Genomic DNA, 24,786 nt, shown 5'->3' on the forward strand with positions numbered 1-24,786 from the left:
GGCACGGAAGTTAAATTAGTATCCATTTAATGTAGTAACTTGAATGATTTCACCATTATTTGAGATTTTTATATAGTTACCATCTTTGAACCAGTCGCCAAGTACATATCTAGTATAGTTATCCGCTATATGTATAGCCATTTTGTGCGTATGACCATGAATGATAATATCACAGTTGTTACGATATTTTTCGATACCTTTGGTCGTTACATCAACATTCGGATTTTTACGATTTTTTACATAGCTTGCTTTTCGCACATTTCTTGCTGTATATTCTCTTATGAATAAAGGTAATCTTCTAAAAATAAATCTTAGAATAGGATTATATGCAATCCATTTTCTATAAGTTTGGTAACTCTTATCGTCTGTACAAAATAGATCTCCATGCGAGAAGAGTATTTTTTGATTAGATATATCTATATAATACGGATCTTTAATAAGAGTCACGCCACTTTGTTTAGCAAATTTTCTACCAATCAAGAAATCACGATTTCCATACATGAAAAATATTTCTAAACCTTGATCTGAAGCTTCTTTTAGCCAATTTGTGATTTTATGATAAAAGTCATCTCTGTGATTATCACCGATCCAATAATCAAAAAAGTCACCAAGAATAAATAGCTGGTTTTGTGTAGATGTAATACTATCTAGAAACTTTTTAAAAAGATCGGCCATCTCAGCATGATTAGCATTCAGATGAAGATCCGAAATTAGATAAATATCTTTGTTATGAGCCATATTTTTGACGGTATTGTTTAAATTTTTCGATTATTGTTTCATCAAGATTTTCTTTGACATACTCAAAAATACTTTCAAAGTTAGTTACTGCTAGAACAGGAATATTGAAATCTTGAGATATTTTCTTAGTCGCTGAAATATCGCTATCTTTAGCTTTTTCTTGTCGATCTATCGATAGTACAACACCAGATATTTCAGCATTAATAGTTTTTAGCTTGTTGTATGATTCATAAAATGCTGTGCCAGCAGTCATCACATCATCTATGAGCAATACTTTTTTATTAGTCATATTAGCACCAACAAATACTCCACCTTCGCCATGATCTTTCGCTTCTTTACGATCAAAAGCGTAAGGCATATCTATGTTGTATTTCAGCGCTAATACAGTAGAAATAGCTGCAACTAGAGGGATTCCTTTATATGCTGGACCAAAAAGGATATCGTACTTCACATCGCTTTTGATAATCAATTGAGCGTAATAATCAGCAAGTGTGGCAAGTTGATCACCTGTGTTAAATAATCCAGCATTGAAGAAGTATGGACTAATACGTCCTGATTTAAGGGTGAATTCACCAAATTTAAGTACCTGATTCTTAAGGGCAAACTCTATAAACATAAATTATGTCCTAACATATTCAAACTTGTTATAAATTATAGATAATAACTTTGGGAATACCAAGTAATTATAGTTTAAGATAAAAGATCTATTAATATATTTAAACTTAATAAGCTGATATAATTTAACTACTTTACTAGTTAGTTTCAAAAAAAATTAATGTCAAAACATATTCATATTTTAGGTATCTGCGGTACTTTTATGGGCTCTTTAGCGGTATTAGCTAAACAAAAGGGGTATAAAGTAACAGGTTCGGACCTTAATGTATATCCACCAATGAGTACTTATCTTGAATCTCAAGGTATAGAGATACTACAAGGATTTGATTGTGATCAACTAGATACAAATCCTGATGAAATTATTATTGGTAATATTATGAAAAGAGGTATGCCAATAGTAGAAAAAATTCTCGCAGAAAAGCTAAATTATTTTTCAGGGCCACAATGGCTATATCAGAATATTCTTAAGTATAAAAAAGTTATTGCAATAGCTGGTACACATGGTAAAACTACAACTACTACAATGACTATCAAAATACTAGAGCAGGCTGGCTTAAATCCTAGTTTTTTGGTTGGAGGGGTTAGTAGTGATTTTGGAGTTTCATCGCGTTATACAGACTCAGAATATTTTGTTATCGAGGCTGATGAATATGATACGGCTTTTTTTGATAAACGCTCAAAATTGATTCATTATGATCCAAGTATTTTTGTGATTAATAATATTGAGTTTGATCATGCTGATATTTTCAAAGATATTGATGCAATATTTTGGCAATTCCATCAATTACTCAGAAAAATGCCATCAACAGCAAAGATTATTTGTAATGACAAAGATGAGAATATTCAAAAGATAATATCAATGGGATGTTGGTCAGAAGTAGTTAGAGTAAATTCTGATAATGGAATCAAAATAGCTAAACATGTAGCAGATTATTCAAGATTTGAATTATGTGATTTCAATGATAATAATGTCGAAATATCTTGGGACTTAATTGGTCAGCATAATGCTCTTAATGCTATGAGTGCCTATGCTGTAGCAAAACAACTAAACATATCCGATGAAGTGATAAAAAATGCTTTAGAAAGCTTTAGAGGAGTTAAAAGACGGTTGGAAGTATTATCTCATCAGAATGATGTTACTTTGTATGATGATTTTGCCCATCACCCAACTTCTATTAAGCTAACTTTAGAAGCTGTGCGTAATAAAGATAAAGAAGCTTATTTAATAGCTCTTATAGATCCTCGCTCAAACACAATGCGTCAAGGTGATAATAAAGATAATTTGCCGATGTCAATTATAGAAGCTGATAGAGTGTTGTTGTATAATCATAGTTTACTAAAATGGGATGCGAAAGAAGTTCTTAAAAATAGTAGTAATGTTGATTTTATAGTTAGTGTTGATGATTTTGTTAATCGTATAAGTGAATTAACTAAGTACCAAGACAGGAATATCCAGCTTGTGATGATGAGTAATGGCTCGTTTGATGGATTAAGAGAGAAGTTAGTTAAGTTTTTGGAGACTAAATGAGCTGTTTAATTTATGGTATTCATGCTGTTGATAGTTTAGTAGAAGCTAATCAAGCAAAAGAAATATTGGTATTTAAGAAGTCAAATGCTAGTCAAAAGATTGAAAGTATTATCTCTAAAGCTGAGTCAAAAGGCTTGAAAGTTACTTTTATTGATAGTTTTAAGCAACTTCCTAGACGAATCAGAAAAGATGCAAATCATCAAAATATCTTTGCCATAGAGATAAATGATTTTAAAACATATTCTGAGAATGATATTGAAAATCTAATTCCTCAGCATAAAAATGCTTTTATTTTAATATTAGATAATGTCCAAGATCCTCATAATTTTGGTGCGTGTATACGTAGTGCACATTCGGCAGGTATTGATTTTATAATTATTCCCAAAGATAATAGTGCACCAGTCAATGCAACGGTCAAAAAAGTTGCTTGCGGTGCTGCAGAGCATACAAAGATTGTAGTTGTTACTAACCTTGCTAGAGCAATCGAAAAACTCAAACAATTAGGAGTGTGGATTATTGGTTTAGCAGGCGAGGCAGATGATAGCTTATATTCGATGAACTTGGCAGATTCTGTAGCAATAGTTGCAGGTGCAGAAGGTAGTGGTATGCGTCAGCGTACAAAGGCTAGTTGTGATTTTCTTGCTAAATTACCAATGTTAGGAGAAGTTTCTAGCTTAAATGTTTCTGTTGCTACAGGTGTGGCATTATATGAAGCAGTAAGGCAAAGAAGCCTGTGATAACAGTACAAAGGAGTATTTATTTCAGGTAGATTTGTTATCTTTTAGAGCTAGTGCTGAGTAGTTAATTTATAAACTAAAGGTATTTAAATGCAATTTGCTTTTTTAAATAGTAATAAGTATGCAGCGATAAACGCTCTTAAAGCTACAATAGCTGTTGCGATTGCTTATACACTTGGTCTTCTGTTAGGAAATTTTTTTAATATAGAGCAAATGTATCTTTGGATGACAATTACAGTAGTAGTTGTGATGTCTACTCAGCCTAACTTAGGAGGAGCTCTAGATAAGGCTTTAATGAGATTTTTGGGGACAGTTGCTGGAGCGTTAGTGGCTTTAGTTATTATAGCTTTAGTCCAAAATCATATTTTACAAGTAGTGTTAATTCTACCATTTATATTTTTAGCTGTTTACTTTGCAGGAGCTTCTAAATATAGCTATGCTGGTACATTAGCAGGAATTACTCTTATAATTATTATTCTAAATAAACAGCCGGGTGTTCAAGTAGCTATCTATAGAGCTATTGAAATATCTTTGGGTATAGCGATCTCATTATTTGTAAATAGGTTTATATTTCCAATTAGAGCAGAAACAAGGCTTAAAGAAAGCTATATTAAAACAATTTCAGAGATTCATGATTTTTTTGATATTCTGTTTATTGAGCGTAATCATTCTCACAAAAAGCTTAGAGTTAGTATATTTCATGAATTTGCAAAACACCTTACTCTTATTAAAGAGCTGAAGTATGAAAAATCTGCAAAAAAAGTGCATGAGTTTGAAAAGATGAGTTTATATATTCGTAGACTATACAGATATATGATCGTTATGTATGAATACATAGAGTTTTCTTTTGATCCTCAAACAATTGCAGATCTTGATAAGGAGCCAGCTTTTATAGAATTTAAGAGTTATATTATGAAATCATTAACTGATGTGTCAGAAGATATTAAGAAACGTAAGCGCATAAGTTATAAGGAGTTATTGCGTTTTGAAAGACATATTTTACCTTTATTAAAAGATGTTAAAGTTCTGAACGATAAGGATGAGAGTTTTATATTCTATATAAAGATGTTCCTTAATGCGTTGAAAAAGCTTTCTTTAGAATATAACTATATTTTGCAAATCTCTAAACATTGATAAAATAAGCTTGTTACGGTAGTATATACGCTTAAATTTTCTTATTAAAAAATCTTTTATTTGTACTTGTTACGAGGTTATAGAAGTTATGAACTTACACTCTAAAAATATTTTAATTCCCATACTTATCACGACAATTATTATAGATATTATGGGAGCAGGACTTGTTTTTCCAATTATGCCTTCGCTATTCTTTGGCCAATCTTGTGTCACATTTGGTGATCCAGGTGGTAATTTTCAAAATTGGTATTACTCTATAGCTTTGGCTTGTTGGCCACTAGGACTGATGATTGGTTGCCCAATAATAGGTGAGCTATCTGATAAGTATGGGCGTAAGATAATATTAGTTGTGGCTTTATCAACAACTTGTGTTTCTTATCTTTTATCAGCGTATGCGATATATTCACATGATTACTTATTATTTGTAGCTAGTAGATTTGTTTGTGGCTTAGCTGGTGGAGCTTTTGAAATCGCTCAAGCTGCGGTTATTGATGTATCCACGGAGGAAGATAGATCACGAAATCTGGGTTACATAACTATGGCGGCATCTTTAGGCTTTGTTGTTGGTCCAGTAATTACTAGTTTTGTATCAGTGATGGAAGTAAGCCATACAATACCATTTGTATTTGCTGCTGTCTTAGCATTAGTAAATATCACATTTATAGTTATTATCATGAAGAGAGATCTACCAAAAAATCCAGGTTTGGTTATTCAACTGGGTACGATCTATAAAACTATATCTTTTCTACTATCAGATAAACGTGTGAGATTAGTTGGAGTTGTATATCTTCTTATTCAGTGTGCCTGGGGCTTTTATGCGCAGGGAGTAGCTCTATTCTTAAATCTAACATATGGTTATAATGTTTCTATGATAGGAGCATTTTATGCAGTGATGGGGTTAGCTACAGCATTAGCGAGTATTTTGATACAGCCAAAAATTTTTGCAAAAGTATCAAATCAAGTAGCTTTTGTGAGAGCTGCCGTTATTTGTGGTATCGGATTCATTCTGGTATCAATTATCTTTAATGAAATTGCACAATGGATGTTGACAATAGTTTTATCGGCTTCTCAACTTATATGTTATACAGCTCTTCTCTCAATGATTTCAGGGTCAGTATCTGATAAAGAGCAAGGTAAAGCTATGGGGGCAGCTGGTGCAGGTTTTGGTCTTGCATGGTTTTTAAATGATATTATGATGGGACACTTATCCTCAATATCGCCAAGCTCACCTATTACATTTGCTGGCTTTATGTATTTTATTGCTGCTATTATCTTTGTCTTTTCTATCAAAATCTTGCGTGAAAGGGTACAATAATCAGCATTAATTAAATTTGATTATTTTTCTTAAATGCAGCTAATCTCTCTTAAAAATGTAAGTTTAAACTTCGGCACTCAAATAGTCCTTGATAAGGTTAATTTAGAAGTTATAAAAGGACAAAGAATCTGTTTAATTGGACGAAATGGTACAGGCAAATCATCACTACTTAAAATTATTGAAGGTAATGTTATTCCAGATGGTGGTGAGATAATAGTTCATAATAATGCTATTGTTGCTAGTATGATACAAGAAGTTCCTAGTGATATCAGAGGAAGTGTTTCAGAAGTCATATTACAAGGTTTAGGAGAGCTCGGTGAGCATCTGATAGCATATCAGCAGACTTTAGTGTTAGATCCTGAATCTACTAAACTTGAAAATTTACATAGCTATATTGATGAAAAACATGGATGGTCATACTTAAATGATGTTGAAGTTTTGGCTTCTAAACTTAATCTTGATTCAGCTGCCTCTTTTAAAGATCTATCTGGGGGGATGAAAAGAAGAGTTATTCTAGCAAGAGCTTTGATAAAAAAACCAGACTTACTTTTATTAGATGAGCCAACAAACCATTTGGATATTGACTCAATCAGCTGGCTTGAAGAATTCTTAGCAAGCTTTACTGGTGCGATACTTTTTATTACGCATGACAGGAAGTTTCTAAATAATGTTGCTAAAAGTATTATAGAACTTGATAGGGGACATTTATATTCATTTGATGGTAACTATACGAGGTTTCTTGAAAAGAAAGAGCAGATTCTAGATGCACAAGAAAAAGCAAATAGCGAGTTTGATAAAAAGTTAGCTCAAGAAGAGGCTTGGATTCGTCAAGGTATCAAAGCAAGACGTACCAGAAATGAAGGGCGTGTTAGAGCACTAGAACAAATGCGTCGTGATAGACAGCAGCGTAGAGAAAGTATTGGAAAAGCTGATATCAAAGTTGCTCAAGCTAATAAATCTTCCAAGAAGGTTATTCAAGCAGACAATATTGGCTTTGAGTATGAAGGTGACTTTTTATTTAAAGATTTCTCCACTGAAATTCAAAAGGGTGATAAGATTGCAATTATTGGTCAAAATGGTTGTGGTAAAACAACCCTCTTAAATTTGCTGCTCGGATTGGATAAACCTACGCAAGGTACAGTAACTTTAGCTGATAATATTAAAATTGCATATTTTGATCAGTTAAGGGATCAGCTAGATGAGTCTTTGAGTATAATTGACAACGTTAAAGAAGGTTCTGATTTTATTAATATAGATGGTAAGGAAACTCACGTAATTACATATTTACAAAAGTTTTTGTTCACTCCAGAGAGATTACACTCTCCCATTACACACTTATCAGGCGGCGAAAAAAATAGATTATTGTTAGCTAAGATTTTATCAAAGCCTAGTAATGTTATTATACTTGATGAGCCAACCAATGATTTAGATATTGAAACTCTAGAAATTCTTGAAGAAATGCTTATAAGCTATCAAGGAACTGTAATTATTGTCAGTCATGATAGAGAGTTTATAAATAATGTTGCAACTAGTACTATAGTTTTTGAGAATGGTAATTTGCAAGAATATATTGGTGGCTATGATAGTTGGGTAGCACAACGAAAGCAACTTGTGCAGCCAGTCAAAGAGACAAACAAAGCTCCACAGTCAAAAAATAAATTAACTTATGAGCAAAAAAAACAGTTACGTAATTTACCAAGTCAAATAGAAAAACTAGAAGCGAATATTGCTTTGATTCAACAGGAAATGGGAGAGTTGGATTTTTATCAAAAGTCACAAACACAGCAAAATGAAATTCAGCAAAAACTTGATACTTTAAATACTGATCTTGAAGGAAAGTATCTTTTATGGGAAGAGCTTTTAGAGCTAGAGTAGCTTTTATAGTCTTAATTTACTCATATTTTGATTTCTAATTTTAACTTAATGATACTCGATATGCTATCATATATATTATAGCTAATTTTAGAACAAATACTTCATGAGGACTTATAAGCGCGATATTCATGACGCTGCAGAAGAAAAAAAAGTTTTAACATTGACCGCTTTGGCAGAGTTTGCTGAAAGGTATGGTTATTATGTGGTTCAATCATTATTAATATTTTTTCTTATTGAAAAATTTAATATCTCTCAAGAGGTTTCTGCCTCATTAGTAGGAACAACATTGGCTATGATTTATATTTCAGCTATTGTTGGTGGCTATATTGCAGAAAGTTTGTTGGGGTATTATAGGTCGGGGTTACTCGGCTCCTTTCTTATGTTAGTAGGATTCTTTCTTTTAGCATCAACAGTAAGTCAGGCTGCACTATATCTAGGATTAAGTCTGGTATGTATAAGTAGTGGCTTAATAAAATCTAATATGGCGGCATTTATTGGAAGATTTTATGATCGTTCATCTTACGATCATACCAGAAGGGATTTTGGTTTTAATGTATTTTATATGGGGATTAATCTAGGTGGTTTTTTAGGATTAGTCTTAGCGATGTCTCTTAAAGATCATTTTGGTTATGATGCAGCATTCTACAGTAGTTTAGTGGTAAGTCTTGGAATGCTTATTTTATTATCAGTAGGCTATAAAATAATAGATAAACATTTACTAGATGTCACAATTAATTTGACAGTTATTTTAAAAGTTACTGTAATTTTATTTGTATATATAACTTTGTTATTTTTTATATTTCAGTTTCCTGAGGTTGCAAACTTTTCTGTATTGGGATCCTTATTCGTTTCTCTAATTATCTTATTTATATCTGTTCGTAAGAGTAGTTTTACCAAGGTCTTTGTGGCAATGATATTCTTCGGATTGTCTATTATTTACTGGGCTTTATATTTCCAGATGTTTATAAGTTTACTACTATTTACCGAGTATACGGTTAAACAATACTTATTGAATTCTAGTCAGATATTAAGTGTGGTTTCGGTAACAATTTTGTTATTTGCGGTTGTTATGGGTAAACTCTGGATATATCTTGGTCGTAGAAACCTTATGACTAATGATATAGATAAGTTTAATATGGCATTTGTGATAATGATTTTAAGTTTTCTTATAATAGAAATTTTTATCTATGCTACTCCAGGAGTAGATAAAGTATCTCCATTTGCATTTATTATTGGCTATTTTTTCATAGGAATATCTGAGTTATGTATTTCTGCGATAGGTTTATCATTGGTGACTAAAATTGCACCTAAAGGCTTTGTTGCTTTATATATGGGGATATGGCTCATTACATTAGGCATTGGAGGTAAGTTAGGTGGGCTCTTATCTAGCTATTTCTATGTTCCAGAGAATAATGTAGTTCTTGCTAAAGCAAATATTTCAGATGCATTAGATACTTTTGTTGTAATTGCTGTATTAACTTCTTTGTTTATTGTTTTGGTTAGAAAGTATGTTAATAGGAACGCCACATAGCATGGTTTAAGAAGAAATGGTTTAAGTTTATTTAGTTTCCCAAGTATTTCTAAGAGTAACAGTTCTGTTAAATACTAAATTTTCATGACTACAATCTTTTGAGTCAGATATGAAGTAGCCAATTCTGTTAAATTGAAAGTGTTGCTCAGGTTTTATATTTTCTAGAGATTTTTCTACTTTAGCATTTTTAATAATCTTTAGAGAATCAGGGTTTAGTACATCTTCAACATTATCGAAGCTTGCAGGGTTCTCGTGATTAAATAGTCTGTCATATACTCTGACTTCAGCATCAATACAATTGTTTGCATCAACCCAGTGAACAATACCATTTGGTTTTACACCATCATCAGGTTTTTTACCGCCTAAAGTTTCAGGTAAATAAGAACATACTAGTTCTGTAACTTTACCTTCATCATTAGTTATAACTTCCTTACATTCAATTACATAAGCATTTAGAAGTCGTACCCTACCGTTTGGACTAAGTTTTTTCATACCTTTTTCTAGTTCAAAAACAAAGTCTTCTCTTTCGATATAAATATCAGAAGATATAGTTATATCTCGACGACCAAACTCAGGGTCTTGTGGATGGTTTGGTACATTTAACTCATGAAGAGGCATGCCTTGAATACTCACTTTTATAGGATCTAAAACTGCATTTTTTCTTAGAGCATTTTTGTTAAGGTCATTTCTAATAGATTCTTCTAAAACAGATATATCTATTATTGAATCTTGCTTAGATATCCCTATCATGTCACAAAAATTACGGATAGATTCTGGAGTATAACCTCTGCGTCTAAAACCTTTGATTGTTGGCATACGTGGATCATCCCAATCATTGACAAGATTGCTATCCACAAGATATTTTAGTTTTCTCTTACTTGTTATAGTGTAGTTTAAGTTTAGCCTTGAAAATTCTATTTGCTGAGGCCTTTGTTGAAATTCAGTTTCTTCGATAACCCAGTCATAAAAAGGTCTTTGATCTTGAAACTCTAAAGTACACAGAGAGTGAGTAATACCTTCTATGGCATCTTCCAGTGGGTGAGCAAACGCATACATTGGATATATACACCATTTATTTCCAGTTTTTGGATGGTGTGAGAATTTTATTCTATATAGAGCAGGGTCTCTAAGATTGATATTACCAGAAGCCATATCTATCTTAGCACGCAGTGTTTTACTTCCTTCAGCAAACTCACCTTTTTTCATTGCTTCAAAAAGCTTGAGATTCTCATCTACACTACGTTCTCTATATGGACTATTTTTACCAGCTTCTTTTAGTGTGCCTCGATATTCACGTACTTCTTCTGCTGATAGGTCGCAGATATATGCTTTACCTTTTTTTATGAGTAGCACAGCTAATTCATACATTCTATCGAAGTATTCTGAAGCGAAACGAGGCTCATTTTGCCATCTAAAACCCAACCATTCGACATCTTCTCTTATCGCATTGATATATTCGATATCTTCTTTATCAGGATTAGTATCATCAAATCTTAGGTTACATTTACCTTCAAACTCCTCAGCTACACCGAAGTTCAAGCATATAGATTTTGCATGTCCAATATGTAGATAACCATTTGGCTCAGGAGGAAAGCGTGTTAGAACACTAGAGACTCTCTTTGTTCCAATATCTTTTTTGATTATATTTTTGATAAAATTAGTTTTATTTGCTTTAGTTTCATTATTCATTTTGTCAAAGAAATTATCTACTTAGTAAATTTAAGTAATAGTTTACTTTATTACAAAAACAATAACATATTTTTTTGAAAAAAAAGTATATACTGGATATAATTTGCAGTTAAAATCTAAATGCTTCGCAACATAGGAACTTTCATTATGGATCCTTCAACCATAGACGATAATAAATACTTATATACAATCAAGGAAGTACACAGAAATTTATCACTAGATGAACTAGCTCAACATGCCAAAGAGAATAGTGGTTTTGTTGGCTGCGAAGGCAAAACTCTAGTCGTTGACAGTGGAGATGTTAAGGGCAGACTTCCTGATGATAAGTATATCGTTGAGACCAAGTATGCTAAAAAGAATATATGGTGGAACGAGAATGGATCTGATAATAAAAGATTAAAAAGAAAAAGCTGGAAGTTAATAAAACAGAAGTTTCACGAGGATGTTTCAACGAAAGACATTTTTGTTGTAGAAGGTTATTACAACCATGATGAAAAAAATACAATTGCTGTTCGTTTGATAACAACTCAAGCATCTGCAGCATATTTCTTTAAGTTAATATCAATAGCTCCTAATCAGCAACAATTAGATGAGTTTGAGCCTCAATGGGTAATTATGCACTCTCCAGAGACAGAGATTAGTGATTATGTTGAGATAGGTTTAAACTCACCTAAAATTATCGCTACAAATCTGAAACAACGTGAAAGCATACTTGTTGGGACGTTGTATTTGGCAGAGATTAACAAAGTGTTGTTATCTGTTATGAGTTATTATTTGTCCTTGAATAATATTGGTGTTTTTTATTGTGCAGTTGGTGTTGATGACGAAGCTAATAGCTCTATGTTTTTTGGATTATCAGGGAGTGGTAAGACAACTTTGGCACTAGATAATAATAAAAAACTAGTAGCTAATGAAGCTATAGCATGGACTGAAATGCGAGGAATATATAGTTTAGAGTCTGGCTTAACTATCAAATCAGCAAGTTTTAAGAAAAATGATGGACGTATAAAGAAAGCTCTTCAAGGTAACTTATTAATTGAAAATCCTAATTTTGATGACAGTCAAAATATTATTTTTGGAGAGAAATCAAAGTCACAAAGTAACACATACGTAACTTTCCCGAGAGAAAATTTTGAAAATATAGTAAATACAAATAATCCAAGTAAAATAATTTTTCTTGTAAAAGATGCTAAAGGAGTTCTGCCTCGAGTAGCTAAACTAAGTAAAGGTCAGGCAATTTATTATTTCTTGTCAGGTTATACATGTACTTCTACAGGCATTGAAGCTGGAGTTACTGAACCTAAGCCCGAATTTTCTTGTTGTTATGCGCAACCATTTTTATTACTTAAGCCAACTCGTTATGCCAATATCCTACGTCAACGTTTGAAGCATAGTGATGCTAAAATATATATGATTAATGTTGGTTGGATTGATGGTGATTATAAAACAGGTAGACGAGTGCCTGTCGAAGAAACAAAAACGATTGTAAACTATCTTTTGACGGAGCCAGAAAATGTCAGTTTTAAGTTTGAACGACAAAAATATTTTAACTTTAAAGCTTTGACTTCTATTTATGATAATGATGAAATTATGCATTTAAAAAATATATGGGAAGATCAATCTTCATACAAGAAACAATATAAATCTCTAATTAAGAGTTTTATCAAAAACTATGAGCAGTTTGAAGATGATGATTTCGCTCTTAAATACAAGAAATTTGAACCAAGTATATAGATACTAATTTTCTCTCTATAAAAAACATAATATATCGATTATAATAGCGCCAATACACTGAAATTTTTTATTATATGTTAATTTATCTTTTTAATTGGTTAAGTCATTACTATAAAGGTCTAGAAGTTTTTAGCAGTTATGTATCTGTAAGAATTATAATGATTTCCATAACTTCATTGTTTATAACGCTTTTTCTCGGTAGGCCAATGATTAGATGGTTGCAGAAAATGCAAATTGGCCAAGTTGTAAGAGATGATGGACCACAAAGTCATTTTTCTAAGAGAAATACACCAACTATGGGTGGAGTTTTAATTCTTTCTTCTGTTATTATATCGGCTTTACTTTGGGGGAATTTGTCTAGCATATATCTATGGATTTTAATTTTAGTAGTTATCTTCTTTGGAGCTATTGGTTTTTTTGATGACTACTTAAAACTAGTTCTTAAGCATCCAAAGGGACTAAGGGCTAAGCACAAATTTGCTTTACAATCTGTTTTCTCAGTTATATTGGCTATAGTTTTGTTTTATCTTTTGTCTAAAAGTGGACAAATGAGTCTTTCAATACCTTTTTCTAAGAACCTATATATTCCTATGGGGATCTTTCTGTTTGTGGTATTGACCTTTTTCATTATTAATGGAAGTAGTAATGCTGTAAATTTAACTGATGGATTAGATGGTTTAGCGATAGTTCCTGTAGTTCTTGTTGCTGCAGGATTAGGTATTTATGCTTATATTGAAACAAATAGTATATTAGCTAACTATTTACTTTTCCCGTACATCGACAATAAAGGACTTGTTGAGGTGGCAGTTTTTTGTGCGGCTTTATGTGGGTCGGGCTTAGCATTTTTATGGTTTAATTCGCACCCAGCAGAGGTCTTCATGGGTGATGTAGGCTCATTGACGTTAGGCGCTGTTTTGGGTGTGATTGCTGTGATGATTCGCCAAGAATTGATATTTTTTATTATGGGTTTGTTATTCGTTATAGAAGCATTATCTGTGATGCTGCAAGTAGGCTCATACAAGCTTAGAAATGGTAAAAGAATTTTTAAAATGGCACCTATCCACCACCATTTTGAACTAATGGGCTGGCCTGAGACAAAAGTTGTAATACGTTTTTGGATATTCTCTTTGATACTTTTCTTAATCGGTTTGATAGCTATTAAGGTTAGGTAATGTTCAATTTCTATTTTGATGATAAAAAAATATCTAAACTACTTATGGTTGGTTATGGCTCTACAGGTAGGTCTGTTTGCGATTTTTTAGCTAACTTTATTGATCTTTCAGTTGATATCTCACAGAACGATAATGATTTTATAAATTGTGATTTAGAACAATATGATTTAATAACTGTAAGTCCAGGTATTCCACTTAATAAGTCGCCGTATAGAGTTTTATCTAAATTTAAACAAAAAATAGTTAGTGATATTGATCTGTTTTATCAATCAATTAGAAACACTAAGGCAAAAATGATAGCTGTTACAGGATCGAATGGGAAAAGTACTATCGTCACAATGCTTGATTTTGTTTTAAGAGACTTAGGCTATAAAAGTATCCTTGTTGGTAATATTGGTACGCCACCCCTCAATAAGATTGGTGAGAGATTTGATTACTGTGTGGTTGAGGTTTCGAGTTTTCAAATAGATTTGTTTAATAGTGTAGAGTTTGATTTAGGGTGTGTGATTAATGTATCACCTGATCACTTAGATAGATATAATAACTATGAAGAATATAAACAGTCGAAGCTAAATTTAGCAAAATTTAGTAATGATTTTTTTGTTTATGATGTGCATAACAATGGTCTTAAGTATGCCGGTGAATATCAGATAGTAAGAGGCTCTATCTATAAAAATGCGACTAAGTTGTTAGATATAGATGAGACAAATCTTTTCGGAGAACATAATTTGGAGAATATTATAGTTGTTCTCAATATTTTTGATAGATTTGGTATAGATGCATTTAAGGTAGTAAATTCAGTTAAAAAGTTTAAGGGGCTTAAGCATCGTTGCGAAGTTGTCAAAAAAACAAACGGTATTACTTATATTAACGACTCAAAAGGTACAAATGTTGGAGCTACTATAGCTGCACTAAATAGTATTACTAATTCTAAGAATATTATATTGTTATTAGGCGGTGTTGCTAAAGGTGGTGATTTTAACCTAATGAAAAAATCTTTAGACAAGTATGTTAAATACATTTGTGTATATGGTCAAGATAAGAAGTATATTGAGAGTTATATTAAAGACCTATATCAGTATCAGATTTGTAATGATATGAAAGATGCATTTGACTCAGCTAATCAAAAAGCTCAGGATGGTGATACTATTCTTCTATCACCAGCGTGTGCAAGCTTTGATGAGTTTAGTGGATATGCGGAGCGTGGTGATGTATTCGAAAGATTAGTTGCTAAGCTAAAATAAAAAAATGGGAAAATGTAGTGCTATATAGATTAAAGCTTTTATTAAGTGGTCAAAATACAAAAAAAGAGCGTGTTAGAGCAAAGCTAGAAATAGATATTTCAATAGTTTTTGTAATGTTAGGATTGCTAATTTTTGGTTGGGTAATGGTTACATCTGCTTCTATGGTTGTTGCGTTAGATGATTACAATAATCCATATTTTTATTCTATTAGACAAGGATTTTTTGCAGTTATTGCAATATTTCTTTTCTTATTGGCACTGTTGGTACCTACTAAGAATTATGAGAAAAACTATAATGCTTTTTTCTTTATAATGCTTATAGTATTGGTAGCTGTTTTGGTTCCAGGTGTAGGTAAAAGTGTAAATGGGGCTAGACGTTGGATACCTCTTATTATTATCAATATCCAAGTTGCTGAGTTAGCTAAGCTTTTAGCAATTATTTTTTTCTCTGGGTATATAGCTGAAAATTTACCTAAAATGACTAATTTTAAAGAAGGTATTCTTACGCCTATTACATTACTAGGATGTATTGCAGTTTTGCTGCTTATGCAGCCTGATTTTGGATCAACTGTAGTTATTTCAATATGTGTTATGGGAATGTTGTTTGTGTCTGGTAATAAGGTGCGTTGGTATGGTCTACTTATAGGAGCGATGCTTATCATGGCGACTATGCTTGTGATTATATCGCCATATCGAATGCATAGGATTACAGGATTTCTTCATCCGTGGGAAAACGCGAATGGTTCAGGTTATCAGCTTGTGCAGGCTCTTATAGGCTTTGGTCGAGGCGGTTGGTTTGGTGACGGATTAGGTAATGGAGTTCAAAAGCAATTTTTCTTACCTGAAGCACATACGGATTTTATAACATCTGTGATAGCTGAAGAGATAGGTGTTATAGGGTTGATGATTTTACTCATGGTATATTTATTTATAGTATTTAGGGCTATGAATATTGCAAAAATGGCTTTTGAGCTAAAAAGATATTATCAAGCATTTCTATCTTATGGGATAAGTTTTTGGATTGGTTTTCAGGTTTTTGTTAATATTGGTGTTAATACCGGCTTGTTACCAACAAAGGGTCTTACTTTACCGCTTATAAGCTACGGTGGTAGTAGTTTACTTATTATGTGCTTCACACTTGGTATTCTAGTAAGGGTTGACTTTGAAAACAAACTCTTGGCGGATACTATCAATCCAAAATATATATATAAGAAAGTAAGAAAATAGTTGTAACAACTAATAATATTCTCTTTTGAAGAGAAATGTTTTAAATTTCGCTAAATTGTTCTGGCTTATCCTCTTTGTTTTCAAATAAGAATTTTTGCATTTCGTCTTTGAGAAATTCCTTAGCTTTTGAATCCATTAAGTTTAAACGATATTCGTTGATCAAAATTGTTTGATGAGCTAACCAAGCCTGCCATGCTTTATTTGAAATCTCAGCATGTATTTTTTTACCAAGTTCACCAGGTAGTGGTTGAAATGGGATGGCATCTAGTTCTTCATTATATTTTTTGCATAAAATTTTTGTCATTATTCACTCCTTTGAATATTTAAATACATCTTTTAGGTTTTGGAAGTCCTGCTAGTTTTGCAGCTTGTACAGCAGGCGATACAGGAAATAGTATCTGTAAGTACAAACTATTGCCTATTTTTTCTCCATATTTTTCTTTTAGGGCCTTTACAAGTTCTCTTATAGCCGGAGACTTCTTATTTTGTTGATAAAAGTCGCGTAAGAAGTTGATGACTAGCATATGCTCATCTGTTAATGATATGTTTTCATCATTAGCCATTTTAGCGCAAAAATTGACATCCCAACTGTCAAAGTCTAATAAAAAGCCTTGCTTGTCTATGTTGTAGTTATCCACAAATATGGTAAAATTTCATACTAAGTTTTTATTATCTGACAATTATAGCAAACAAGAGTAATTGTTTTAATCCATAAAAAGGCATATTTGATGAAAGTTACATTATATACTACAAAATATTGTCCATATTCTTTGAGAGCAAGAATAGCTCTAGCAGAAAAGAAAATGGCAATGGATATTGTTGAGGCAGGAGATTTGGAACCAAAGGTTGTGAAAAAAGTTTCTCCAAATGGTATTTTTCCTGTTTTGATGGAAAAAGACTATAGTATAAATAATAGAAAAGCATTATTGATATACATAGATGAGAGATTTCCGGCTCCAAGTCTACTGCCAAGTGTTGTTAATGATCGTATTAAGATACGCCTTTCTTTAGACAAAATTGACAATGAGTGGTATCCAGTACTTGATGAAATCAGAAAAAATAAAGAAAATAAAGCTAAGTTGAAAGCAATTTTTAAAGATCTTAAAGAGAGTTTATTAGCTATGGAAAAAGCTTTTTCGGATTCTGACTATTTCATATCCTCAGGTTTTACACTTGCTGACTGTTACATAGCTGCTTTAATTATTTGTTTAGAAGCAGAGGGTTTTGTAATTGATGAAGAGTATGGGTCAATTTTTAATTATAAGAAGCGTGTTTTTGCAAGAGATTCTGTCAAAAAAGCCAATTTAAAAGGTGGGGCTGGAGAGTCTTTGCTAAAGACTCTAAGAGCTCATCGATAGGATATAATAATTATGTGGTATCAAGGTTTTATAGATTTTGTATTTTTTGCTTTGAGTACAATCTTGGTTGTAATAGCTATTACTTTTGTTGTAGGTAGCTTTTTTTCTTTACTTGCCAAGGCAAAGCAAGAGGTTGCAAAGTTAGCCAAAGGCAAGCTTGAGATAAATAAAATAGGCGATGAGTATAGATCTACTAAAGAGCAGATTTTAGGAACTATTCTTGATAAAAAAGAATATAAAAAGTTTGTTAAAGAGCAGAAGAAAATTGATAAGCAAGAAAAGCCAGAACAAAGAAAGTTTGTTATCAGTTTTAAGGGAGATGTTCACGCATCTCAGGTTGAAAATTTACGCAACGAAGTAACAGCAATTTTGGCAGTTGCGAAACCTGAAGATGAGGTTGTGGTAAGAATTGACAGCCCTGGTGGTGTTGTTAATGGCTATGGTTTTGCTGCGGCTCAGTTGGAGCGTATTAGACAAGCAGGAATAACTTTGACAGTTTGTATTGATCAAGTTGCTGCTAGTGGTGGCTATATGATGTCAGCTGTTGCTAATAAGATTATTGCTGCACCTTTTGCAATAGTGGGCTCAATTGGTGTTGTTGGGACAGTTCCTAATGTCAGAGAGTTACTTGAGAAAAATGGTATTAATGTTGAAATGCACACGTCAGGTGAGTTCAAACGTACGCTTACAACTGTTGGTGAAAATACAGAGGAAGGGCGTAAGAAATTTAAACAAGATTTGGAAAATATTCACGAACTATTTAAAAAGCATATCTTGGCATATCGTCCGAGTTTGAATATACAAGAAGTAGCTACTGGAGAGTATTGGTTTGGTAAAGATGCTTTAGGTTTAGGGCTAGTTGATGAGATTAGAACTTATGATGATTATTTGATTGAGTTATTAAACAATCATTATTCTGTTTTTGAAGTCAGTTATGTTAGGAAAAAGGATAAAGGACTAATAAAATCTAAGCTTGCTATGATTAAAAAAACTATTACAAGTTTTTTGTATGCACGTAAAATAATATAGGACGAAAGTGTTATCTTTAGATATTCATCAACAACTTCTTGATAGTTTTTTTGAACAAAAAACTAAGAAAATGTTTCATCATGCTTTTATTTTTAGAGTTAAAGATGCTGTGTTACTAGATGGTTTTGTAAGTTCCTTGTGCCAGCTATTGGTGGGTCAGAAGGTTGTAGACTATAAAGAATCTCCTTATATAAGTATAGCTGCTATAGAGAATGATGAAATTAAAGTTTCAGAAATAAAAAAGATAACCAAAAACTGTGAGTTAACTGCGCATAATAATTTATGTAAAATAATTATAATCGAAGAACTTGACTTCTTAAATGAGTCTGCAGCTAATGCTTTATTAAAAACATTAGAAGAGCCTTCAATAGACACATTCTTTTTGATGTTTACCAAAAATTATACTGATATTTTGCCTACAGTTAAAAGTAGATCTTTAGTTTATGACATTAAATTTAGCCAAAAAGATAAATATAACTATTTAAAGTATACATTTGATATGTCTCAAGAAGCAGTTGAGAAATCATTATTGATGGCTCGTGATGATGTGAATATTGTAGCTAAAATCAAGCTTGAACAACATTTTTGGACTCTTAGAAATAATCTAATGAAGGTTTTGGTTAAGCAAACAAACCTTAATGTGTTTTTGAAAGAGGTTAATCCACATTTTAGAGATGTTTTATATTGGTTAACGAGTGTAATAATTGATGCTTATAATTATAATCTCGATGAGCAAGCTAGTATTGCTAATTACGATAAATTGGCAGTTATAAAATACCTCTCAGCTAAGTTTACAGATGATTACATATATAAGCTTTATTATAAATCATTGGAAGCAAAAGGTTATTTTGCAAACTTCAAGAATGTTGATAAAGAATTGGTTATAGAAAATTTAATATTAGAAATTATAAAATAGGTGAAATAAAATGGATGTTAAACAACAACAAAAATTAAAAGCTCAAGCACACTCATTAAAGCCCGTTGTCCTAATGGGGGAAAAGGGGCTTACTGAGAATGTAATGTTAGAAATAGATTTGGCTCTAGCATCACATGAGTTAATTAAAGTAAAGGCAGGACGTTTACCGAAAGAAGAAAAGCAAGAAATTGCAGCGGAGATTGTTAAAGCTACAAAATCTGAGATTGTGCAAATTATAGGGAATATCCTGGTGTTATATAGACATAATCCTAATAAGGGTAAAAAGTAATAGTAGCTATTCCTAATAGGCTTCACTTAATTCAATAACTTATTTTTAGTACTATAAATATTTTAAAAAATTCTATAAAATTTAATTTATAAGTCTTTTCTGGATCTATTTGATAATGAAAAAAAAGATTAGTTTGATTTTTATAGTAATTCTGGGTCTAGCTTTGTACTCGTGTTCAACGATGTCCAGTGACGAGTTCGTTTATTTAGGTCATCCGAAGTCTTTAAGTGAATATCACATATACTATGATAAAACTCAAAATTTATATATGTTTGTTGATACTAAAGGCTGTTTCTACAAATCTGAAGAGTCTGGAACATGCTTTGCATTAGATGAAGATGAAACAAAATATTTCCTTGATAATGTGCTACCTAAGATGATAACCGCTGAGAATAAGATCTTAAAGTATAAGCAAAAGCTTTTAAAGTATATGAAGGAAACAAATAAAAAATCTATTAAAAAAGCTGTGAAGATAAACTATGAAGTTAGGCCTGTGAAGCAGATAGATATTGATAACCATAAGGAATATCATTTAGTTAATCAACAGTATAACCTTGAAGCTAATTTAGTAGTTATAGAAAATGATGATGACATCTTGGTCTTATATTCTGTTAGAATTCCAGAAGCTATGAAAAGACAAAAAACACCTAATAAACCATTCTTGCTTGATCCTGAGTATCTGAAAAAAATCATGAACAAGGATTTTATAGCACGAGCAGAAAAATATCATTTAAATAAAAAAGCAGCAAAAAAAGCTAAGCAAGAAGAATTCAATAACTTTTTAAACAATGATATAGATATATAGAAATGATAAATATTGCATTATATGAACCTGAAATTCCACCCAACACTGGCAATATAATTAGATTATGTGCAAATGTAGGTGCTAAATTACACCTGATTGAGCCATTAGGATTTAAGTTAGAAGATAAGCAACTTAGAAGAGCTGGTCTTGACTATCATGAATTTGCAGATCTTAAGATTTATAAAAATTTTGATGAGTTTTATCAGAAAAATAAAGAAAATAAGATTTGGGCGTGTACAACAAAAGCGAAGCAGTACTATCATCAAGTAGATTTTGATAGTGATGATATTTTACTTTTTGGTCCAGAAACAAGAGGTTTGCCAGCCGAAGTTTTAAGAATGCTTGAACAAACTCAGCTCAAGATTCCAATGCATGAAAACAGTCGTAGTTTGAACTTATCAAATTCTGTGGCAGTAATTTTGTATGGAGCATTGAGTAATATAGGCTTCGATAAATTAGGCCTTTTGTAGTGAAAATCTATAGCTAATAATATTAGATAAATATTAGTGTTTATTTGAGCTATTTGGTTAAAGTTTGTGAAATTTATTGATTAATAAGTTTCTTTTTAAATGGCGAAAGACCAAAAGATATAAATGAAACAATTACTATAGCAATTCCAATCATTAAGAAAAGGCTGGTATAGGTATTTAGAGATAGAGTGAGGGTTTCTGAAGATACTTGTTGCTTACTTATCGCAGTTAATTGAGCAACTAATCCACCCAAAATCGAAGCAAATGCCAAGAATACCCACCAAACTCCAATCATAAAGCCATTAACTTTAGCTGGAGCAAGTCTACTAAACATTGATAGTCCAATCGCGGATATTAGCAATTCTCCTAGTGCTTGAAGTGCATAACTACCAAATAGCCAGTATGATGAGATTACACCACTATGAGCTGTAAATTTAGAAATATAAAGTAGTATGAAAGATAGACCTATTACAAGTAACCCAGTAGAGAATTTACTATATACATTTAAGCTAAACTTCGTGTTATTAGAGTGTACATAGTACATCGCTAAGGTTGGACTTAAAACAAATATCCAGAAAGGATTAAGTGCTTGGAATGTCTCCGGAGCTATTATAAATCCTAAAATTGAATGATCTGTATTTTTGATAGTAAATAAGTTTATAGATGATGCCATCTGTATATATGATATCTTATATACTATAGCCTCACACATTAGTATCAGCGCAAGCATCATCTTATAGAAGTATCCATCCTTTTTGTATAAAAATGCTAGATATATAGATAAGTAGACAAGCAATAAAGCTCAAAATGACTATTAATTTTGCTAAGAATAGATACGCAAGTAGAGCTTTGACTATATATATCATAGCAATTATTCCTATTATTACCCAAAATAAATAACTTAATTTAAGCTTTTTGGCACCTGCGTGAGTAGAGATATGCTTCATCGTGAAACCAAAGCCTACAAAAGTAGCTATAGCAAAAATTAAAGCTATAGAGATAACTACAAAACTCGCAGAGTAACCATAATGTTTTGCAATCGTTGGAATTGCTAAGCTACCAAGTAGTGAGCCTAAATTTATAGCCATATAAAAAAGAGTGAAAGCATTGCTGATTTGTCCGGAGTCACTTTTTTCATAACATTTTGATAGCAGGCTTGTAGGGTTTGACTTAAATAAACCTGTACCAACACATATAAAAGAAAGCCCCCATAGTGTTGACTCCTTATCCCCAATCGTTAGAAGTACATAACCACTTAACAAGACAATAAGTCCCAGAACAATGGTTCTTTTCGCCCCGAGAATTGCATCCCCAATATAGCCGCCTAATACTATAAAAGCATATACTAGTGCTGCAAATGCAGCATAGGTCGCAATAGCCGAACTTTCACTTAATTGAATGCTACCACGTTGTAAATAAACAACTAAAATGGCAACTAAAGCCTGATAGCCAAATCGCTCCCATATCTCTAACATAAAGATAGTATAAAAAGCCTTAGGCTGTTCAAAGATTTTTAACATAAGTTGGTTTCCAATTATTTCTAATTAATTTGATAGTAGAGATTGAGGTTAGGGTTAATGAGCATGAAGTGATATTTATCTCTACATTCTTTCAGGAATAGAGATTCCCAACAAATCTGCTGCTGTAGTCATGGCTTTTATTGTTGCCATACATAATGCTATTCTTGATTTTTTTAATTGCTCATCTTCAATATTCATTATAGGGCAGTTTACGTAAAACTTATTAAAGCTATTGGCTAGAGAATATGCATATTCACAAATATGATGAGGTTGGGAGTTTTCATAAGCACGAGATATTGCAATAGGGAATTGTATTAATTGTAGTTGCAGTTTTTCTTCATGTTCATTAGCTGCTTTTGCTATTCTATATTCTTTAGCTAAAGTATTAATGTTGTAGCTCTCGCCGAAGATCTTTCTCAAAATAGCTTTTGCTCTAACGGTTGTATATAGTAAGTATGGACCTGTTTTGCCTTCATATTGGGCGAATTTTTCTAAATCAAAAATATAGTCATTAGAGTAGTTGTTAACCAAATCACCAAACTTAATGGTTGCCATAGCTACTTGATTAATAATATTTTCATCCTTCTCCTCAGGCATTCTTTTGCGAGCATACTCTTTTGCTTGAGATATTAGATCTGAAAGGTGCATTACGCCACCTTCACGTGTTTTAAATGGACGACCATCCTTACCATTTACTGTACCAAATGCAACGTGTTTAAGTTTACATTCTTCATTAACGACTTTTGTTCTCTTAGCAACACTAAATACTTGCTTAAAGTGAAGGGACTGTCTTTTATCTACCACATAAATTATTTCATCGGGATTTAAATCTTTAGCACGCTGCCACAGTGTTGCAAGGTCTGTTGTGCCGTACATCACACCACCATCTTTTTTGATAACTATAAGAGGAGGAACTCCTTCCTTATTGGTGTCAATGACCCATGCACCTTCATCTTCATATATGAAATTATTCGTTTTAAAATAGTCAATCATTTCATCTACGAACTTGTTCGCATCACTTTCACCAAGCCATAAGTCAAAATGGACATCTAAACTATCAAAATCTTTTTTAATAGCTTCTATAGATATTTTCACGAAATGCTGCCATAGAGCTACGTAGCCTTTACGGCCTTGTTGAAGTTCAAAAGTTGCTTGTCTTGCTTTATCCATTTCAGTTATATCTGATTTGCATCTTCTTGATGCTCTAGGATATATTTCCGCAAGTTCATGAACTGTTACAGGAGAGCTTTTTGGATACTCACCGCTATAGTTCTCATCAAAATATACAAGCTCTGGGGATTCTAATTTTATTTCTTCTATTAGCATGCCCATCTGTGTGCCCCAGTCACCAAGGTGAACATCTGATATTACATTATCATTATAGAATCTGTGTATTCTTTGTAGCGCGTCCCCTAAAAGTGCTGATCTAATATGTCCAACGTGCATTGGCTTGGCTACGTTTGGACCTCCAAAGTCTAAAACTACTTTTTTTGATTGGGCATTAGTTTGTACGCCAAATTTAGGTGAGTTGAGAAATTTGTCAGTTGTACTAGCCAGAAATTTATCTGATAATGATATGTTTATAAATCCAGGCTTAGCTACTTCAAGTTTAGAGAAAATATCTTCTCTATCAATTTGCTCTATTATTTCTTGGGCTATTATTAGAGGAGCTTTCTTAGCAAATTTAGCTAGTGGCATAGCGCCATTGCATTGAAAGTGGCCCACGCCTTCACGAGTGGATGTTACAACTTTAGCAAAAGTTTGAGAGTACCCTAGCTTTTCAAATGCTTGAGCGAATATGTCTGATAAATAGTTTTCTATATTCATTGAAATAGTCCAGTTCTTTGTTTTAGAAGTTACC

General features: G+C 32.3%; 24 protein-coding genes. 16 read left to right on the forward strand and 8 right to left on the reverse strand.

What is annotated here, in order from left to right; genetic code table 11:
- Window positions 1-15 precede the first annotated feature (15 nt).
- Together F3D59_RS02930 and pyrE are read right to left on the reverse strand one after the other, a co-directional pair.
- On the reverse strand, window positions 16-738 hold the full coding sequence (locus F3D59_RS02930; protein WP_150463733.1) for a UDP-2,3-diacylglucosamine diphosphatase: 723 nt from the start codon (window positions 736-738) through the stop codon (window positions 16-18).
- Window positions 728-1,354: an orotate phosphoribosyltransferase gene (pyrE, locus tag F3D59_RS02935; RefSeq protein ID WP_150463734.1), complete on the reverse strand. Its 627-nt coding sequence runs from the start codon at window positions 1,352-1,354 to the stop codon at window positions 728-730. Before pyrE ends, F3D59_RS02930 begins: the two co-directional genes overlap by 11 nt.
- A gap of 159 nt (window positions 1,355-1,513) precedes the next feature.
- Here pyrE and mpl point away from each other — a divergent pair, with 159 nt between their 5' ends.
- The 6 genes from mpl (at window position 1,514) to F3D59_RS02965 (ending at window position 9,473) form a co-directional block, all read left to right on the forward strand.
- Complete coding sequence (gene mpl / locus F3D59_RS02940; RefSeq protein ID WP_150463735.1) at window positions 1,514-2,881, forward strand: UDP-N-acetylmuramate:L-alanyl-gamma-D-glutamyl-meso-diaminopimelate ligase; 1,368 nt, start codon at window positions 1,514-1,516, stop codon at window positions 2,879-2,881.
- Window positions 2,878-3,618, forward strand: coding sequence for a 23S rRNA (guanosine(2251)-2'-O)-methyltransferase RlmB (gene rlmB, locus F3D59_RS02945; protein ID WP_150463736.1), 741 nt, complete (start codon window positions 2,878-2,880; stop codon window positions 3,616-3,618). Before mpl ends, rlmB begins: the two co-directional genes overlap by 4 nt.
- Before the next feature lie 90 nt (window positions 3,619-3,708).
- Entirely contained in the window at window positions 3,709-4,752 is a 1,044-nt protein-coding gene (locus F3D59_RS02950) for an FUSC family protein (protein ID WP_150463737.1), read from the forward strand.
- A gap of 88 nt (window positions 4,753-4,840) precedes the next feature.
- Window positions 4,841-6,067, forward strand: coding sequence for an MFS transporter (locus tag F3D59_RS02955; RefSeq protein WP_150463738.1), 1,227 nt, complete (start codon window positions 4,841-4,843; stop codon window positions 6,065-6,067).
- 33 nt (window positions 6,068-6,100) lie between these two features.
- The gene (locus F3D59_RS02960) at window positions 6,101-7,942 is read left to right on the forward strand and encodes an ATP-binding cassette domain-containing protein (protein WP_150463739.1); all 1,842 of its coding nucleotides are present in this window, start codon (window positions 6,101-6,103) and stop codon (window positions 7,940-7,942) included.
- Between the two features lie 103 nt (window positions 7,943-8,045).
- Entirely contained in the window at window positions 8,046-9,473 is a 1,428-nt protein-coding gene (locus F3D59_RS02965) for a peptide MFS transporter (RefSeq protein WP_150463740.1), read from the forward strand.
- A 27-nt stretch (window positions 9,474-9,500) separates the two neighbouring features.
- Here F3D59_RS02965 and F3D59_RS02970 read toward each other — a convergent pair whose 3' ends face one another.
- On the reverse strand, window positions 9,501-11,162 hold the full coding sequence (locus F3D59_RS02970; RefSeq protein ID WP_150463741.1) for a glutamine--tRNA ligase/YqeY domain fusion protein: 1,662 nt from the start codon (window positions 11,160-11,162) through the stop codon (window positions 9,501-9,503).
- A 147-nt stretch (window positions 11,163-11,309) separates the two neighbouring features.
- On the opposite strand from F3D59_RS02970, the gene F3D59_RS02975 reads away from it, so the two are divergent.
- The 4 genes from F3D59_RS02975 (at window position 11,310) to ftsW (ending at window position 16,538) form a co-directional block, all read left to right on the forward strand.
- Window positions 11,310-12,896, forward strand: a complete 1,587-nt coding sequence (locus F3D59_RS02975) for a phosphoenolpyruvate carboxykinase (ATP) (protein WP_150463742.1) — start codon at window positions 11,310-11,312, stop codon at window positions 12,894-12,896.
- Window positions 12,897-12,970: 74 nt separating this feature from the next.
- Window positions 12,971-14,068 (forward strand): phospho-N-acetylmuramoyl-pentapeptide-transferase, encoded by a 1,098-nt coding sequence (mraY, locus tag F3D59_RS02980; protein ID WP_150463743.1) that lies wholly within the window; start codon window positions 12,971-12,973, stop codon window positions 14,066-14,068.
- A complete protein-coding gene (gene murD / locus F3D59_RS02985) occupies window positions 14,068-15,312 on the forward strand; it encodes a UDP-N-acetylmuramoyl-L-alanine--D-glutamate ligase (protein ID WP_150463744.1) in 1,245 nt (414 codons plus the stop codon). Before mraY ends, murD begins: the two co-directional genes overlap by 1 nt.
- Window positions 15,313-15,329: 17 nt before the next feature.
- Entirely contained in the window at window positions 15,330-16,538 is a 1,209-nt protein-coding gene (gene ftsW / locus F3D59_RS02990) for a putative lipid II flippase FtsW (RefSeq protein WP_013923546.1), read from the forward strand.
- Window positions 16,539-16,578: 40 nt separating this feature from the next.
- Here ftsW and F3D59_RS02995 read toward each other — a convergent pair whose 3' ends face one another.
- Window positions 16,579-16,842, reverse strand: coding sequence for an oxidative damage protection protein (locus F3D59_RS02995; RefSeq protein WP_013923545.1), 264 nt, complete (start codon window positions 16,840-16,842; stop codon window positions 16,579-16,581).
- Window positions 16,843-16,861: 19 nt separating this feature from the next.
- Complete coding sequence (locus F3D59_RS03000; protein WP_041263830.1) at window positions 16,862-17,176, reverse strand: TusE/DsrC/DsvC family sulfur relay protein; 315 nt, start codon at window positions 17,174-17,176, stop codon at window positions 16,862-16,864.
- 90 nt (window positions 17,177-17,266) lie between these two features.
- Here F3D59_RS03000 and F3D59_RS03005 point away from each other — a divergent pair, with 90 nt between their 5' ends.
- The 6 genes from F3D59_RS03005 to trmL all read left to right on the forward strand — a co-directional run bounded on the left by F3D59_RS03005 (window position 17,267) and on the right by trmL (window position 21,405).
- Entirely contained in the window at window positions 17,267-17,896 is a 630-nt protein-coding gene (locus tag F3D59_RS03005) for a glutathione S-transferase N-terminal domain-containing protein (RefSeq protein WP_150463745.1), read from the forward strand.
- Between the two features lie 12 nt (window positions 17,897-17,908).
- Window positions 17,909-18,925 (forward strand): protease SohB, encoded by a 1,017-nt coding sequence (sohB, locus tag F3D59_RS03010; RefSeq protein WP_150463746.1) that lies wholly within the window; start codon window positions 17,909-17,911, stop codon window positions 18,923-18,925.
- Window positions 18,926-18,932: 7 nt separating this feature from the next.
- Window positions 18,933-19,841, forward strand: a complete 909-nt coding sequence (locus F3D59_RS03015; RefSeq protein ID WP_150463747.1) for a DNA polymerase III subunit delta' C-terminal domain-containing protein — start codon at window positions 18,933-18,935, stop codon at window positions 19,839-19,841.
- Between the two features lie 10 nt (window positions 19,842-19,851).
- Complete coding sequence (gene yhbY, locus F3D59_RS03020) at window positions 19,852-20,130, forward strand: ribosome assembly RNA-binding protein YhbY (protein ID WP_150463748.1); 279 nt, start codon at window positions 19,852-19,854, stop codon at window positions 20,128-20,130.
- A 115-nt stretch (window positions 20,131-20,245) separates the two neighbouring features.
- Window positions 20,246-20,935, forward strand: a complete 690-nt coding sequence (locus F3D59_RS03025; RefSeq protein ID WP_146421044.1) for a hypothetical protein — start codon at window positions 20,246-20,248, stop codon at window positions 20,933-20,935.
- 2 nt (window positions 20,936-20,937) lie between these two features.
- Window positions 20,938-21,405: a tRNA (uridine(34)/cytosine(34)/5-carboxymethylaminomethyluridine(34)-2'-O)-methyltransferase TrmL gene (gene trmL, locus F3D59_RS03030; RefSeq protein WP_013923538.1), complete on the forward strand. Its 468-nt coding sequence runs from the start codon at window positions 20,938-20,940 to the stop codon at window positions 21,403-21,405.
- A 73-nt stretch (window positions 21,406-21,478) separates the two neighbouring features.
- Here trmL and F3D59_RS10070 read toward each other — a convergent pair whose 3' ends face one another.
- From F3D59_RS10070 to argS, 3 genes are all read right to left on the reverse strand, one after another.
- Complete coding sequence (locus F3D59_RS10070) at window positions 21,479-22,138, reverse strand: hypothetical protein (protein ID WP_224721146.1); 660 nt, start codon at window positions 22,136-22,138, stop codon at window positions 21,479-21,481.
- A 1-nt stretch (window position 22,139) separates the two neighbouring features.
- Complete coding sequence (locus F3D59_RS10075) at window positions 22,140-22,925, reverse strand: oligopeptide:H+ symporter (protein WP_224721147.1); 786 nt, start codon at window positions 22,923-22,925, stop codon at window positions 22,140-22,142.
- Between the two features lie 81 nt (window positions 22,926-23,006).
- Complete coding sequence (gene argS, locus F3D59_RS03040; RefSeq protein ID WP_150463749.1) at window positions 23,007-24,752, reverse strand: arginine--tRNA ligase; 1,746 nt, start codon at window positions 24,750-24,752, stop codon at window positions 23,007-23,009.
- Window positions 24,753-24,786: the final 34 nt, after the last annotated feature.

The sequence above is a fragment of the Francisella sp. XLW-1 genome, assembly GCF_008711455.1.
Taxonomy (GTDB): Bacteria; Pseudomonadota; Gammaproteobacteria; order Francisellales; family Francisellaceae; genus Francisella; species Francisella salimarina.

Excerpts from the sequence above, each read along its gene's own strand:
- F3D59_RS02930 (WP_150463733.1), bottom strand. The coding sequence starts at position 738 with ATGGCTCATAACAAAGATATTTATCTAATTTCGGATCTTCATCTGAAT.
- pyrE (WP_150463734.1), bottom strand. The coding sequence starts at position 1,354 with ATGTTTATAGAGTTTGCCCTTAAGAATCAGGTACTTAAATTTGGTGAA.
- mpl (WP_150463735.1), top strand. The coding sequence starts at position 1,514 with ATGTCAAAACATATTCATATTTTAGGTATCTGCGGTACTTTTATGGGC.
- rlmB (WP_150463736.1), top strand. The coding sequence starts at position 2,878 with ATGAGCTGTTTAATTTATGGTATTCATGCTGTTGATAGTTTAGTAGAA.
- F3D59_RS02950 (WP_150463737.1), top strand. The coding sequence starts at position 3,709 with ATGCAATTTGCTTTTTTAAATAGTAATAAGTATGCAGCGATAAACGCT.
- F3D59_RS02955 (WP_150463738.1), top strand. The coding sequence starts at position 4,841 with ATGAACTTACACTCTAAAAATATTTTAATTCCCATACTTATCACGACA.
- F3D59_RS02960 (WP_150463739.1), top strand. The coding sequence starts at position 6,101 with ATGCAGCTAATCTCTCTTAAAAATGTAAGTTTAAACTTCGGCACTCAA.
- F3D59_RS02965 (WP_150463740.1), top strand. The coding sequence starts at position 8,046 with ATGAGGACTTATAAGCGCGATATTCATGACGCTGCAGAAGAAAAAAAA.
- F3D59_RS02970 (WP_150463741.1), bottom strand. The coding sequence starts at position 11,162 with ATGAATAATGAAACTAAAGCAAATAAAACTAATTTTATCAAAAATATA.
- F3D59_RS02975 (WP_150463742.1), top strand. The coding sequence starts at position 11,310 with ATGGATCCTTCAACCATAGACGATAATAAATACTTATATACAATCAAG.
- mraY (WP_150463743.1), top strand. The coding sequence starts at position 12,971 with ATGTTAATTTATCTTTTTAATTGGTTAAGTCATTACTATAAAGGTCTA.
- murD (WP_150463744.1), top strand. The coding sequence starts at position 14,068 with ATGTTCAATTTCTATTTTGATGATAAAAAAATATCTAAACTACTTATG.
- F3D59_RS02995 (WP_013923545.1), bottom strand. The coding sequence starts at position 16,842 with ATGACAAAAATTTTATGCAAAAAATATAATGAAGAACTAGATGCCATC.
- F3D59_RS03005 (WP_150463745.1), top strand. The coding sequence starts at position 17,267 with ATGAAAGTTACATTATATACTACAAAATATTGTCCATATTCTTTGAGA.
- sohB (WP_150463746.1), top strand. The coding sequence starts at position 17,909 with ATGTGGTATCAAGGTTTTATAGATTTTGTATTTTTTGCTTTGAGTACA.
- yhbY (WP_150463748.1), top strand. The coding sequence starts at position 19,852 with ATGGATGTTAAACAACAACAAAAATTAAAAGCTCAAGCACACTCATTA.
- F3D59_RS03025 (WP_146421044.1), top strand. The coding sequence starts at position 20,246 with ATGAAAAAAAAGATTAGTTTGATTTTTATAGTAATTCTGGGTCTAGCT.
- trmL (WP_013923538.1), top strand. The coding sequence starts at position 20,938 with ATGATAAATATTGCATTATATGAACCTGAAATTCCACCCAACACTGGC.
- F3D59_RS10070 (WP_224721146.1), bottom strand. The coding sequence starts at position 22,138 with ATGATGCTTGCGCTGATACTAATGTGTGAGGCTATAGTATATAAGATA.
- F3D59_RS10075 (WP_224721147.1), bottom strand. The coding sequence starts at position 22,925 with ATGTTAAAAATCTTTGAACAGCCTAAGGCTTTTTATACTATCTTTATG.
- argS (WP_150463749.1), bottom strand. The coding sequence starts at position 24,752 with ATGAATATAGAAAACTATTTATCAGACATATTCGCTCAAGCATTTGAA.